A 12,573-nucleotide genomic window follows, 5' to 3' on the forward strand; every position below is an offset into this window, starting at 1 on the left:
CAAGCACCGGGCCACACGTCACGACGTCGGCAAGACGGTCAAACGCGCCGAGTCGATCAAGGAACACCAAGCCCGCCGAGCATAAACGCCAAGCTGAGCGGCGACCACCACCACGACGATCAGCGGCAGCCCGCGCTCGCGCCCGGCCAGGCACCAGCCCACGGCACCCGTCGCACCCGCCGCGGCGGTCAGCGCCCAGGCGGGCACATGGCTGCCGGACATCATGACGTGGCCCAGGGCGGCGAGCAGCACGCACACGGCCGCGAACACCGCGGCCCGTACCGTGCGGGAGCACCACCCTGCTGTCATGGCGGCTCATCCTTGCATTCGGGCGTCACTCGTCATGAGACGGTACGGAAACCCGCAGGGACCCACACTCATTCCACAGCATGTGATCCAGGTCACCACATCATGCAGGAAGGGGCCAGTTCGCAGGCGAGGGCGAAAGGGCGTCACATCATCGGTGCTTGCGGTGAATTGGCAGATCAGACAGGCCGTAGCAAAACCGTTGCCGTTCCGTCGGAAGTCCCATCACAGCGAGCGCATAGTGTGTGGTGCCGTCCCACCGAGGCCGGTCCGGCAGCGGGACCGGGTTCGGCGGGAAGCCCACTTCGTTCGTTTCAGGGGGAGTTCAGATCATGCGATCCACAGGGCCGTCGTTCCACGTCCGGCGCGGCAGGGGCGGGCGTCGCGTAATCTCCCCGGTGCTCGCGTCCGTCGCGCTCACCTCGGCGCTGACACTCACCGCCACCGCCTGCACCTCCGGCGACAGCAACGCGGGCGGACAGAGCTCGGCCTCCGTGTCCGCCTCCTCCAGCAGCGGTGACGGCAAGTTCAAGATCCCGGACGACATCAGGAAGAAGCTCAAAGAGCACGGGATCGACATCGACAAGTGGAAGAACGGCGCCTGGCGGAACTGGAACAAGGACGACTGGCTGCGCGAGGCCGACGACTTCATCAACCCCATCATCAAGGGCCTGTGGAACCCGGACCGGATGCGCCGGGCCAACGACCCGGACAAGAGCGTCGACAGCAACGACCTCTCCGGTGACCAGGGCGTGACCGACCGGACGCCGGCGCCGGTGGACGCGAAGGCGGTGGCGCCTACGTACCACGCCAACGCTGCGACGGCCGGCAAGGTGTTCTTCGACTCCCCTCAGGGCACCATGGTCTGCTCGGCGACGGTCGTGGAGGACCCGGCGCATCCGGGCAAGTCCAACCTCATCTGGACGGCGGGGCACTGCGTGCACGCGGGCAGGAAGGGCGGCTGGTACCGCAACATCGCCTTCGTGCCCTCGTACAACGACTTGGGCAGGACGGCGGCCCAGTTGCGGACCGCCACCAGGGAGGAGGTCGCTCCCTTCGGTGTCTGGTGGGCCGACTGGGCGCAGACCTCGCAGCAGTGGATCCAGCAGGGCGGTGAGACGGGCGGTGACGGGGCGCCGTACGACTACGCGGTCATCCATGTGACGCCGGAGAAGGGCGCGGGCGGCAAGTCGCTGGAGGAGACGGTCGGTTCGGCGCTTGCTGTGAACTTCAACGCCCCGGCCGTGCCGAAGGTTCCCAGCATCACCGCGACCGGCTACCCGGCGGCCGCGCCGTTCGACGGGCAGAAGCTGTACCAGTGCACGGACCGGCCGGGACGGCTGTCGCTGAACGCCGCGGATCCGACGATGTACCGCATCGGCTGCACCATGACGGGTGGCGCCTCCGGCGGCGGCTGGGTCGAGACCGGATCGGACGGGAAAGCCGCGCTGGTGTCCAACACCTCCATCGGCCCGGTCAGTTCCGGCTGGCTGGCCGGACCACGGCTTGGTGACGTGGCGAAGGGCGTGTACGAGTCCGTGAGCAAGAAGTTCGCCGGGCAGTGACCGGCCGGTAGGGGCACGGGCGGGGCGGGAGCGCATCCCGGAAACCTTCCCGTCCCGCCCCCGTTCGCCCTCAACCGCGCGGGCATAGTGGTGTCGCTCGGGGTGCGGGCCCGCCCCGACGCCGTGGGCCTCGTCGCCGCGCCGGCCCTGACCGCGACCGCGTGCAGCGGCTCGAACGACAGCGCGAACGCCAAGCCCGGCGGCGACGGAGAGATCCGGATCCCGGCGGACATCGCGAGGAAGCTCAAGGACCCATGGCATCGACGTCGACCAGTGGGCCAAGGTCGGCTGGAGGAACTGGGACCGGGACAAGTGGCTCGGCGCGGCCAAGGACTTCGCCAACCCGGTGATCGAAGGCCGCCGTACAGCGGCCTGAAGATGTTCCAGTGCATCGACCGGCCCGGGCGGCTCTCGCTGGACGCGTTCCTGCCGACGATGTACGGGTGTTGACCGACAGGACCGAACTGGTGTCGAACACCTCGATCGGCCCGACCACCAGCACCTGGCCGGCGGGCCCACAACTGGGCGGGAACGCCGAGGCGCTCTACGAGAACATGAGCCGGACGTACGGTGGTCGGTGACGCGGGAACGCCGAAGGCCCGCCCCCTGCTGTCAGGGAGCGGGCGTTCGCGCTGTCGATCAGACCGCGGGGACGGGCAGGTACGGCGCGAGGTCCGCCGCCAGTTCCTCGTGGACCCGCACCTTGATCAGGGTGCCCTCCGGGGTGTGCTCCTCGGAGATCACCTCGCCCTCGTCATGCGCACGCGCGACCAGCTTGCCGTGGGTGTACGGCACCAGCGCCTCGATCTCGACGGAGGGCCTCGGCAGCTCGTTGTCGATGAGCGCGATCAGCTCCTGGATGCCCCGGCCGGTGCGGGCCGAGACCGCGATCGAACGCTTCTCGATCCGCAGGAGCCGCTGCAGCGTCAGCGGGTCCGCCGCGTCCGCCTTGTTGATCACGACGATCTCGGGGACGTCGACGGCGCCGACCTCCCTGATCACCTCGCGCACGGCGGCCAGCTGCTCCTCCGGGTTCGGGTGCGAGCCGTCGACCACGTGCAGGATCAGGTCGGACTCGCCGACCTCCTCCATGGTGGAGCGGAACGCCTCGACCAGGTGGTGCGGCAGATGGCGGACGAAACCGACGGTGTCCGCCAGCGTGTACAGCCTGCCGCTCGGGGTCTCGGCCCGGCGGACCGTCGGGTCGAGGGTCGCGAACAGGGCGTTCTCGACCAGCACGCCCGCGCCCGTGAGACGGTTGAGCAGGGAGGACTTGCCGGCGTTGGTGTAGCCCGCGATGGCGACGGACGGCACCTTGTGGCGCTTGCGCTCCTGACGCTTGATCTCGCGGCCGGTCTTCATCTCCGCGATCTCCCGGCGCATCTTCGCCATCTTCTCGCGGATCCGGCGCCGGTCCGTCTCGATCTTGGTCTCACCGGGACCACGGGTGGCGAGGCCGCCGCCCTTGCCGCCGCCCATCTGCCGGGACAGCGACTGACCCCAGCCGCGCAGCCTCGGCAGCATGTACTGCATCTGCGCGAGCGCGACCTGCGCCTTGCCCTCTCGGGACTTGGCGTGCTGGGCGAAGATGTCCAGGATCAGGGCCGTACGGTCGATGACCTTGACCTTGACGACGTCCTCGAGGTGGATGAGCTGGCCCGGGCTGAGCTCACCGTCGCAGATCACGGTGTCGGCGCCGCTCTCCAGGACGATGTCCCTGAGCTCGCTCGCCTTGCCGGAGCCGATGTAGGTGGCCGCGTCGGGCTTGTCGCGGCGCTGGATCACGCCATCGAGCACGAGCGCGCCGGCCGTCTCGGCGAGGGCGGCGAGCTCCGCGAGGGAGTTCTCCGCGTCCTGCACGGTGCCGGAGGTCCAGACGCCGACGAGGACGACCCGCTCCAGACGGAGCTGGCGGTACTCGACCTCGGTGACGTCCTCGAGCTCGGTGGACAGGCCCACCACGCGGCGCAGGGCCGCGCGCTCGGAGCGGTCGAACTGGTCGCCGTCCCGCTCTTCGTCGATCTCGTGGCTCCAGGCGACGTCCTCTTCCATCAGGGCATCGGCCCGAAGACCTTCGGCGTAGGTGTGCGCGAAGCGCTGCGTGTCCTGGGAAGGGGATGAAGAGGAGGTCATTGGATCCTTACGTCGATGGGCGTCGGTACGGCGATCGTCGATGCGATCACCCTCGTCAACGCATGAGTACCCCGGGAGATTCCCGTGTCCCTTGCCGCGCCGACCAGATGATGGTCGCACGGTACGGGACGTCTCGTCACCGCCTTATTTCCGCGGTGCCGCCTTGGTGGGCACGGCCGGCTTCCAGTCCGGGTGGCCGGGCATCGGCGGGGTTTTCTCGCCGTACAGCCAGGCCTTGAAGAAGCCGCCGAGGTCGCGTCCGGAGATGTCGGCGGCGAGCCGTTCGAAGTCGGCGGTGGTTGCGGTGCCGTCGCGGTGCAGGGCCACCCAGGCACGTTCGAGGCGTTCGAAGCGTTCACGGCCGATCTCCTGACGCAGGGCGTACAGCACGAGAGCGGCGCCGTCGTAGACGTTCGGACGGAAGATGCTGATCTTCTGGCCGGGGTCGGGGGCCTTGGGGAGGGCCGGGGGTCCGCCGGCGGCACGCCAGCGGTCCGAGGCGGCGTACGCGGCCTTCATGCGCGCCTCCATCGGCTGGTGCGCCTTCTCCTGCGCGTACAGGGCCTCGTACCAGGTGGCGTGCCCCTCGTTGAGCCACACGTCAGACCAGGCGCGGGGGCTGACGCTGTCACCGAACCACTGGTGCGACAGTTCGTGGACCATGATCGAGCGTAGGTACCACTTGGGGTAGGCGGGCTGGGTGAAGAGCTCTTTCTCGAAGAGGGACAGGGTCTGCGTCTCGAGTTCGAAGCCGGTGGTCGCCTGTGCCATGAGCAGGCCGTACGTCTCGAAGGGGTAGGGGCCGACCTTGCTCTCCATCCAGGCGATCTGGTCAGGGGTCTCGGCGAGCCAGGGTTCGAGCGCCTTCACGTCCTCGGTGGGCACGACGTCCCGTACGGGCAGGCCGTGCGGGCCCTGGCGGTGCAGCACCGTGGAGCGGCCGATCGACACCTGGGCGAGCTCGGTGGCCATGGGGTGCTGGGTCCGGTAGGTCCAGGTCGTGGACCCGCCGACGCGGTCGAGGCCGGTCGGCAGGCCGTTGGCGACGACCGTGTAGCCGTTGGGGGCGGTGACCCGGATGGTGAACATCGCCTTGTCGGAGGGGTGGTCGTTGCACGGGAACACCAGGTGCGCGGCGTCGGCCTGGTTGGCCATGGCGAGGCCGTCCGCGGTGCGCACCCAGCCGCCGTCCTCGTCCCCCGACGCCATGGGGTCGCTGGTGTGCCGCACGGTGATCCGCGCCCAGCTGCCCGCCGGCAGCCGGTCCTCGGGCATGACGACGAGGTCCTCGCCGGCGCTGGTGAACGCGGCCGGTTCTCCGTCGACCTTGACGGACTCGACCTTGCCGTGCGCGAAGTCGAGGTTCAGGCGGTCGAGGTCCTGGGTGGTCCAGGCGTCGATGGTGGTGACCGCCTGGAGCGGCTTGCTGTTGGACCCGGAGTAGGTGAAGGAGAGGTCGTAGGACGCCACGTCGTACCCGGGGTTGCCCAGGTACGGGAAGAGCCGGTCGCCGACGCCCAGCGGGACCGCCGGGGCGCTCGCGGCGAGAAGGCAGACGGAGACGGCGGAGGCGAGCACGGCGGCCGCCTTGCGACGACGGCGGCTCGCGGTACGGGACGTGAACGCACGCGCACGCGTGACGGCCGTCTGGGCGTGGGGGGTGAGCAGCATGGACCACGGCTACCAGCGCGCGAGCGCCACACGACGGCGACGCGCGCCCGTGCCACCCGAACGGGTAAGGGGCACGCGGAACCGCCACGCACGCGTGCGGTGGCGCTTCACGTGTCTGTCGGGTGGGGCTGGGTACGGCTCACGTCGTAGACGCCGGGTACGTTGCGCATCGCTCGCATGAGGGCCGGCAGGAGGGCCGCGTCCGGGAGCTGGACGGTGTAGGTGTGCCGGACGCGCTGCTGGGTCGGGGGCTCGATGGTCGCGGAGACGATCTCGGCACCCTCGAGGGCCATCGCCTCGGTGAGGTCGGCCAGGAGGTGCGGGCGGCCGAACGATTCGGCGAGCAGGGTGACCCGGCACTCGGTGGTGTCCCCCCAGCGCACGCCGACCTCCGCACGCCCCCCGTTCGTCATACGCCCCACCGCGGCGCACTCCACGCGGTGGACGGTGACCACGCCACCCCGTACGGCGAAGCCGGTGACCTCGTCGGGCGGAACGGGCGTGCAGCAGCCGGCCAGCCTTACCGTCGCGCCCGGCTGGTCGACGATGACGTCCGCGACGGGACGCGCGACCGACCCCTCGGGCGTGGGCCGGGGTGCCGACGAGGGCTCCTCGCTCTCCTGGGCTTCCTCGCGCGCCGGGTGGGTCGCGAGCCATCGCTGGATGGCGATCCGCGCGGCGGGCGTGTGGGCGTGCTCCAGCCACTCCCGTGAGGGCTCGGAGGCGGGGTCCTGGCCCATGAGGAGCTGCACGGTGTCGCCGTCCCGCAGGACCGTGCTCAGCGTCGCCAGACGGCCGTTCACACGGGCGCCGATGCACGCGTGCGCGTCCTCGCCGTACTGCGCGTACGCGGCGTCGACGCAGGTGGCGCCCTCGGGCAGGCCCAGGGTGCCGCCGTCGGGCCGGAAGACGGTGATCTCGCGGTCCTGGGCGAGGTCCTCGCGCAGGGTCGACCAGAAGGTGTCGGTGTCCGGTGCGGCCTCCTGCCAGTCGAGCAGGCGGGAGAGCCAGCCGGGGCGTGTGGGGTCGACGCGCTCGCCGTCGGCCGGGTCGTCCGGGGCGGGCGCGTAGGGGTTGCCGAGCGCGATGACGCCCGCCTCGGCGACCTTGTGCATCTGGTGCGTGCGGATGAGGACTTCGGCGACCTGGCCGTCCGCGCGGGCGACCGCCGTGTGCAGCGACTGGTACAGGTTGAACTTCGGTACGGCGATGAAGTCCTTGAACTCCGAGACGACGGGCGTCAGACAGGTGTGCAGTTCACCGAGGACGCCGTAACAGTCCGCGTCCTCGTTGACGAGGACGAGCAGCCTGCCGAAGTCCGCGCCCCGCAGCTCGCCGCGCTTGCGGGCGACCCGGTGGACGGAGACGAAGTGCCGTGGCCGGATGACGACTTCGGCGGGGATGCCGGCGTCGCGCAGCACGCCGCGCACCTCGTCGGCGATCTCGGCGAGCGGGTCGTCGGCGCGGGAGGCGTTGTCGACGATCAGCTCCCGGGTGTGCTCGTACTCCTCGGGATGCAGGATCGCGAAGACCAGGTCTTCCAGCTCCGTCTTGAGCGCCTGGACGCCGAGCCGTTCGGCGAGCGGGATGAGGACGTCGCGGGTCACCTTGGCGATACGGGCCTGTTTCTCGGGCCGCATCACCCCCAGGGTGCGCATGTTGTGCAGCCGGTCGGCGAGTTTGATCGACATCACGCGGACGTCGCTGCCGGCGGCGACCAGCATCTTACGGAAGGTCTCCGGCTCGGCGGCGGCACCGTAGTCGACCTTCTCCAACTTGGTGACGCCGTCGACGAGATAGCGGACCTCGGCGCCGAACTGCTCGCCGACCTGATCGAGCGTCACGTCGGTGTCCTCGACGGTGTCGTGCAGCAAAGAGGCCGTCAGCGTCGTTGTCTCGGCGCCGAGTTCGGCCAGGATCAGGGTGACGGCGAGCGGGTGCGTGATGTACGGCTCACCGCTCTTGCGCATCTGGCCGCGGTGCGAGGACTCGGCCAGCACATAGGCGCGGCGCAGGGGGTCGAGGTCGGCACTCGGGTGGTGGGCGCGGTGCGCGTCGACGACGTGGCCGATGGCGTCGGGCAGCCTGTCGCGGGCGGTGGGACCGAGCAGGGCGGCGCGGCCGAGGCGGCGCAGGTCGATCCGCGCCCGCCAGCGCGCCGCCGGGCCTGATACCGGACCTGGGGTCGCGGGGTTCGTGGCCTCCGCACTCATGGGCACCTCCGGCTGCGTGGACCGGCGGACGGGGTGCCCCAGGGCGGACACGGCTCAGGGGGTGGCAACGGTCCCCCGTCCGGGCCGGTGCTTGATGCTACCGAGCCCATCACGTGCGTCTGACCGCCTCTCGTCGAGCGTGAAACGGATCACCCATTCGAGCGAAGGTTTGCAGGTTTACAGTTTCGAGCCACACGAATGGAGGCCGACCTTGATTTCGAACTCCCGAACGGCGTCTCAGTAGTTGACTCCTGCACCATCCGGACCGGACGCCTGCGATCTCCAACCTGAAGGGTCCTCAGCGGACGAATGTTTCCAGCCACTCGGCGTCGATCTCGCCTTCGGCGACGATCACCGCAGGACCGGTCATCTCGATCTCGCCGTCGGGACGCTCGGTGATCACGAGGGTGCCGCCGGGCACGTCGACGGTGTACGTCACCGGGGTTCCGGTGACCGCGGGGTCGTTGCCGTCGCGGCGGGCCGTGGCCACGGCGACGGCGCACGCGCCCGTGCCGCACGACCGGGTCTCGCCGGAACCGCGCTCATGCACGCGCAGGGCGACGTGGCGGGGACCGCGGTCGACCACGAACTCCACGTTCACGCCGTCCGGGTACGCGCCGGCCGGGCTGAACGGGGGCGGCGCGTACAGGTTCCCGGCATGCGCGAGATCGTCGACGAACGCTACCGCGTGCGGGTTGCCCATGTTCACGTTCCGCGCGGGCCAGCTTCGCGCGCCGACGCTGACCGTGACGTCCCCCTCGGGGAGCATCGCCCTGCCCATGCCCACGGTGACGTCGCCCTGGGCGCCGCCGCTGCCGGGCGCGGTCTTGGCGATGTGCACGGTCTTCACGCCCCCGCGCGTGGCCACGGCGAGATCGCCCTCGGTGACGTGACCGGCGCGCTGCAGGTATCGCGCGAACACGCGCACGCCGTTGCCGCACATCTCCGCGATCGAACCGTCGCCGTTGCGGTAGTCCATGAACCACTCGGCCTCGGACGCCATATGCCGGGCTTCTGGGTGGGCGGCGGATCGCACGACGTGCAGCAGGCCGTCACCGCCGATGCCCGCCCGGCGGTCGCACAGGGCGGCCACGGCGGCCGGGGGCAGGTCGATGGTGTTCTCGGGGTCCGGGACGATCACGAAGTCGTTCTCGGTGCCGTGGCCCTTGAGGAAGGCGATGCCCGTGCGCGTGCTCATGCCCCGATCGTACGGTGCCCCTCGGACAGTGCCGAAAAGGACCGCCTACCGCAGGCGGGCCACTCTCCACACCGCCAGTACGACGATCGCGGCGACCAGGACGGCGTACGCCAGGACCACCCGCCAGTCCGGTCTGCGGCCGGAGCCCCGCTGCGGCAGCCCGGGCCACGTGTAACCGACCCGGCGGGCGGCCATCATGCCCCAGCCCGCCGCGCAGAAGCAGATCAGCAGCCCCAGCATGGCGATCACGGCGCCGCTGTCGCCGAAGTCGAAGGCCAGGGGGAAGGCGAACATCAGGGAGCCGACCGCGGCCAGGGCGACGATGGGCGCTAGCTGCCAGATGCGCAGCCTGCGCTGCGGGCGCAGCTCTACCTCGACCTCGGGCCCGCTCGCGAACATCTCCTCGGGCTCGGGGCCGTCGGCGGTCACTCCGCCCTGCGTCTCGTCGGGCCCGTCGGAGCTCAGACGATCTTCGTCAAGCTCCGGTTCACCGCTGTCGACGGTGAGGGGCTCGGTGCCTTGTGCGGTGTCGCGAGGGCCGGCCTCCATCGCCACGCGCCCTCCCAACTCGGACTCCACTTGGTCGATCGAAGCTCGATGATGGCACGGCGCCGGAGGCCCGGACGGCGGCCTGAGCGTCCCGATGCCATGACGTGATCAGGCTGTGACCGGTCGTTCGACCAACGCCAATGCGAGCTCCGGAAGTTCTGTGACATCCGCCGCAGCCCCACTGAGCCAGTGCACCCGCGGGTCGCGCCTGAACCATGAATCCTGGCGGCGCGCGAAGCGCTTGGTGGCGCGTACGGTCTCGGCCCGCGCCTCTTCGAGCGTGCACTCCCCCGCGAGCGCCGCGAGCACCTGCTGGTAGCCCAGCGCGCGGGAGGCCGTGCGCCCCTCGCGCAGGCCGCGCGCCTCCAGCGCGCGCACCTCGTCCACGAGCCCCTCGTCCCACATCCGGTCGACCCGGCGGGCGATGCGCTCGTCGAGTTCGGGACGGGCCACGTCGACGCCGATCTGGACGGTGTCGTAGACCGAGTCGTGGCCGGGCAGGTTGGCGGTGAAGGGCCGGCCGGTGATCTCGATCACCTCGAGGGCCCGGACGATACGGCGGCCGTTGCTCGGCAGGATCGCCTGCGCAGCCCCCGGGTCGGCGGCGGCCAGACGCGCATGCAGCGCACCGGAGCCGCGCAGGGTGAGTTCGCCCTCAAGGCGGGCCCGGACCTCGGGGTCGGTGCCGGGGAACTCCAGGTTGTCGACCGCTCCGCGGACGTACAGTCCGGAACCGCCGACCAGGACCGGCCAGCGGCCTTCCGCGAGCAACGCGTCGATCCGCGCGCGGGCGAGCTTCTGGTACTCGGCGACGGAGGCCGTGACCGTCACGTCCCAGATGTCCAGGAGGTGGTGCGGGATGCCGCCGCGCTCTTCGGGCGTCAGCTTGGCGGTGCCGATGTCCATCCCCCGGTAGAGCTGCATGGAGTCGGCGTTGACGACCTCCCCGCCCAGGCGCTGGGCGAGGAAGACGCCCAGATCGGACTTTCCGGCGGCGGTGGGACCGACGACGGCGATGACTCGGGGGGCGGGGGGTGCGGTGCTCACCGCCCCAGTCTCCCAAACGCCGGGAGCCCTCCTCGAACGAGTTACGTGACGAGGCGTGGTCGGCGTCGTTGCCCGTTGCGAGGTTCTCGCCGCCGCTTTCGGGGGGCGGCTACCCGGGCGGCGCAAACGGACGCACCGGGCGACGCGGGATTTCGCCCGCACGAGTAACGTATTGGAGTGGATATGGGCGTTTTCGCACGACTTCTCCGGAGGTCGAAGGCCACGGAGGAGGCGTCAACCGTCGAGACTCAGGAGAGCACACCGGCGGCGCAGCCGGAGCCCGCGGCCCCGGAGGCGGCAGGGACCGTGGAGTCGGCCGAGACGGAGGGGCGGACCGAGGCCGAACCGGCGGCGGACGAGCCTGTCGAGGCCACCGCCGACGACGGCCCCGGGATCCCCAAGCAGCAGTCCGTGCAGGAGGCGGCCGACAGCGAGGCCGACGAGGGCGCCCGCACGTAACCGCGCCGCGCGCGAACGCCCCGGGGGGCGAACCGGACCCGGGCTACAGGGAAGGTGGACCATGGGTCTCCTGGACAACTTGAAGGCCAAGCTCTCCCCGGCCAAGGACAAGGTCTCGGACCTCGCGCAGCAGCACGGGGACAAGATCTCGCACGGTCTCGACAAGGCCGCGCGGGTGGTCGACGAGAAGACCAAGGGCAAGTACAGCGACAGGATCCAGACCGGGACGGGCAAGGCCAAGGACGCCATGGACCGCCTCGCGCACAAGGGCGACACGGAGGCGGGTCCCGGCACGGTACCGCCGGACACGCCGACTCCGCCGACGCCCTGACCGGCACGGCACATCGACGGACGGCCGCGGGGCCCATGGCTCCCCGGCCGTCCGCCGTTCACGACCAGGTCGCCACCACGTACCCGACCCCGTACGGCGCGTCCTCGTACAGCAACGCGCCGGTGAGGTCCGTGCCCTCGGCGGCGCCGGCGAGGACCTGCCAAGCGGCTCGGCCCGACGCCTTCAGCTCGTACGCCAGCTCGGCGTCGAGCGCCTTGAGGGCCGCCACGTCGGCCGCCCCCAGGGCACGCGCGACCTCCGCGTCGAAGGCCTCCGCACGCTCGTCGAGGTAGCCGGGGGCCTTGAGCGTGCGGCAGGCGCTGCCGTCACCCATCACCAGCAGCGCCACCCGTTCGGACCGGGCGGCGATGTCCCTTCCGACCTGAATACACCGCTCGGCCTCGAGGGGTTCCCCCACACCGAGGCCCTCGATCGGGGCGTCGGACCATCCGGTCCGTTCCAGCAGCCACGCGGCGACGGCGAGGGACGGCGGAAGGTAGCGCCCCGCCGCCGTGCCCCGACCGGTGCCCAGCCGTACGTCGAGGTCCACGCCGAAGCCCCGGAAGGAACCCGGTGTGCCCTCCGCATGCGTGCCGCGCCCGCTTCGCTCGGCGGGCCCGACCACCACCATCAGGTCGGGCCGGGACGCGGCGAGCACCCCCAGTGCGTCCGTGCACGCGGCCCGAGCACGGTCCAGCTCGGGTGCGGCACCCGCGGCGACCTCGGGCACGAGAAGCGGCGGACAGGGGCAGACGGCGGCGGCGACGAGCATGATCGGCAGCCTAGCTCCACGCCCAGGGCCAGGACTCCGGATGGGTGCTCCACTCCAGTTCGGCGAGCCGGTACATCACGCGGTGCGTCGACATCGCGCCCTCGACGTTGACGTAGTAGGCGTCCCCGTCACCGATCCGGTAGACCTGTCGGCGTTTCTGACGCAGGCCGACAGCCGGACGGTGGGTGCGGGCGATCTCGTACAGACGGGCCCTGGCCTCGTCCCGGTTGCCCTCGAAGTGCGCCACCTCGTCGAGGTCGTTCTGGTTCCCGATGCTGCGGTCGACGACCACCACCCAGCGCCCCATGCCCCGCCCTCCCCCCTGAGTA

Annotated in this window: 12 protein-coding genes and 1 pseudogene; 4 read left to right on the top strand and 9 right to left on the bottom strand. The window is 70.9% G+C overall.

Features of this window, described 5'->3' with window-relative positions:
- Positions 1-81: 81 nt before the first annotated feature.
- Positions 82-309 (bottom strand): annotated as a pseudogene (locus ACIRVK_RS37645) (hypothetical protein); the annotation flags it as partial.
- Between the two features lie 329 nt (positions 310-638).
- Between ACIRVK_RS37645 and ACIRVK_RS37650 the strand changes: the two are divergent.
- Together ACIRVK_RS37650 and ACIRVK_RS37655 are read left to right on the top strand one after the other, a co-directional pair.
- Positions 639-1,871 (top strand): trypsin-like serine peptidase, encoded by a 1,233-nt coding sequence (locus tag ACIRVK_RS37650; protein WP_404255304.1) that lies wholly within the window; start codon positions 639-641, stop codon positions 1,869-1,871.
- A 443-nt stretch (positions 1,872-2,314) separates the two neighbouring features.
- Entirely contained in the window at positions 2,315-2,452 is a 138-nt protein-coding gene (locus tag ACIRVK_RS37655; protein ID WP_404255306.1) for a hypothetical protein, read from the top strand.
- A 58-nt stretch (positions 2,453-2,510) separates the two neighbouring features.
- Here ACIRVK_RS37655 and hflX read toward each other — a convergent pair whose 3' ends face one another.
- From hflX to miaA, 6 genes are all read right to left on the bottom strand, one after another.
- Positions 2,511-4,004 (bottom strand): GTPase HflX, encoded by a 1,494-nt coding sequence (gene hflX / locus ACIRVK_RS37660; protein WP_404255308.1) that lies wholly within the window; start codon positions 4,002-4,004, stop codon positions 2,511-2,513.
- A 144-nt stretch (positions 4,005-4,148) separates the two neighbouring features.
- Positions 4,149-5,675, bottom strand: coding sequence for a M1 family metallopeptidase (locus tag ACIRVK_RS37665; protein WP_404255310.1), 1,527 nt, complete (start codon positions 5,673-5,675; stop codon positions 4,149-4,151).
- 107 nt (positions 5,676-5,782) lie between these two features.
- The gene (locus ACIRVK_RS37670) at positions 5,783-7,888 is read right to left on the bottom strand and encodes a RelA/SpoT family protein (protein WP_404255312.1); all 2,106 of its coding nucleotides are present in this window, start codon (positions 7,886-7,888) and stop codon (positions 5,783-5,785) included.
- A gap of 298 nt (positions 7,889-8,186) precedes the next feature.
- Entirely contained in the window at positions 8,187-9,086 is a 900-nt protein-coding gene (dapF, locus tag ACIRVK_RS37675) for a diaminopimelate epimerase (RefSeq protein WP_404255314.1), read from the bottom strand.
- Positions 9,087-9,131: 45 nt separating this feature from the next.
- Positions 9,132-9,635: a hypothetical protein gene (locus tag ACIRVK_RS37680; RefSeq protein ID WP_404255392.1), complete on the bottom strand. Its 504-nt coding sequence runs from the start codon at positions 9,633-9,635 to the stop codon at positions 9,132-9,134.
- A gap of 108 nt (positions 9,636-9,743) precedes the next feature.
- The gene (miaA, locus tag ACIRVK_RS37685) at positions 9,744-10,682 is read right to left on the bottom strand and encodes a tRNA (adenosine(37)-N6)-dimethylallyltransferase MiaA (RefSeq protein WP_404255316.1); all 939 of its coding nucleotides are present in this window, start codon (positions 10,680-10,682) and stop codon (positions 9,744-9,746) included.
- Positions 10,683-10,865: 183 nt separating this feature from the next.
- Here miaA and ACIRVK_RS37690 point away from each other — a divergent pair, with 183 nt between their 5' ends.
- Entirely contained in the window at positions 10,866-11,141 is a 276-nt protein-coding gene (locus ACIRVK_RS37690) for a hypothetical protein (RefSeq protein ID WP_404255318.1), read from the top strand.
- Between the two features lie 61 nt (positions 11,142-11,202).
- Complete coding sequence (locus tag ACIRVK_RS37695; RefSeq protein WP_404255320.1) at positions 11,203-11,472, top strand: antitoxin; 270 nt, start codon at positions 11,203-11,205, stop codon at positions 11,470-11,472.
- A gap of 58 nt (positions 11,473-11,530) precedes the next feature.
- On the opposite strand, the gene ACIRVK_RS37700 is transcribed toward ACIRVK_RS37695, so the two are convergent.
- Positions 11,531-12,244, bottom strand: coding sequence for a class III extradiol dioxygenase subunit B-like domain-containing protein (locus ACIRVK_RS37700; RefSeq protein WP_404255322.1), 714 nt, complete (start codon positions 12,242-12,244; stop codon positions 11,531-11,533).
- 10 nt (positions 12,245-12,254) lie between these two features.
- On the bottom strand, positions 12,255-12,551 hold the full coding sequence (locus ACIRVK_RS37705) for a hypothetical protein (protein WP_404255324.1): 297 nt from the start codon (positions 12,549-12,551) through the stop codon (positions 12,255-12,257).
- Between the last annotated feature and the right edge of the window lie 22 nt (positions 12,552-12,573).

Source organism: Streptomyces sp. NPDC101152 (assembly GCF_044768275.1).
GTDB lineage: Bacteria > Actinomycetota > Actinomycetes > Streptomycetales > Streptomycetaceae > Streptomyces.

What these genes read in the sequence shown, in the direction of transcription:
- ACIRVK_RS37700 (WP_404255322.1), bottom strand. Translation starts at nt 12,244, where the DNA reads ATGCTCGTCGCCGCCGCCGTCTGCCCCTGTCCGCCGCTTCTCGTGCCC.
- ACIRVK_RS37650 (WP_404255304.1), top strand. Translation starts at nt 639, where the DNA reads ATGCGATCCACAGGGCCGTCGTTCCACGTCCGGCGCGGCAGGGGCGGG.
- dapF (WP_404255314.1), bottom strand. Translation starts at nt 9,086, where the DNA reads ATGAGCACGCGCACGGGCATCGCCTTCCTCAAGGGCCACGGCACCGAG.
- ACIRVK_RS37680 (WP_404255392.1), bottom strand. Translation starts at nt 9,635, where the DNA reads ATGGAGGCCGGCCCTCGCGACACCGCACAAGGCACCGAGCCCCTCACC.
- ACIRVK_RS37670 (WP_404255312.1), bottom strand. Translation starts at nt 7,888, where the DNA reads ATGAGTGCGGAGGCCACGAACCCCGCGACCCCAGGTCCGGTATCAGGC.
- ACIRVK_RS37705 (WP_404255324.1), bottom strand. Translation starts at nt 12,551, where the DNA reads ATGGGGCGCTGGGTGGTGGTCGTCGACCGCAGCATCGGGAACCAGAAC.
- ACIRVK_RS37665 (WP_404255310.1), bottom strand. Translation starts at nt 5,675, where the DNA reads ATGCTGCTCACCCCCCACGCCCAGACGGCCGTCACGCGTGCGCGTGCG.
- ACIRVK_RS37690 (WP_404255318.1), top strand. Translation starts at nt 10,866, where the DNA reads ATGGGCGTTTTCGCACGACTTCTCCGGAGGTCGAAGGCCACGGAGGAG.
- hflX (WP_404255308.1), bottom strand. Translation starts at nt 4,004, where the DNA reads ATGACCTCCTCTTCATCCCCTTCCCAGGACACGCAGCGCTTCGCGCAC.
- ACIRVK_RS37695 (WP_404255320.1), top strand. Translation starts at nt 11,203, where the DNA reads ATGGGTCTCCTGGACAACTTGAAGGCCAAGCTCTCCCCGGCCAAGGAC.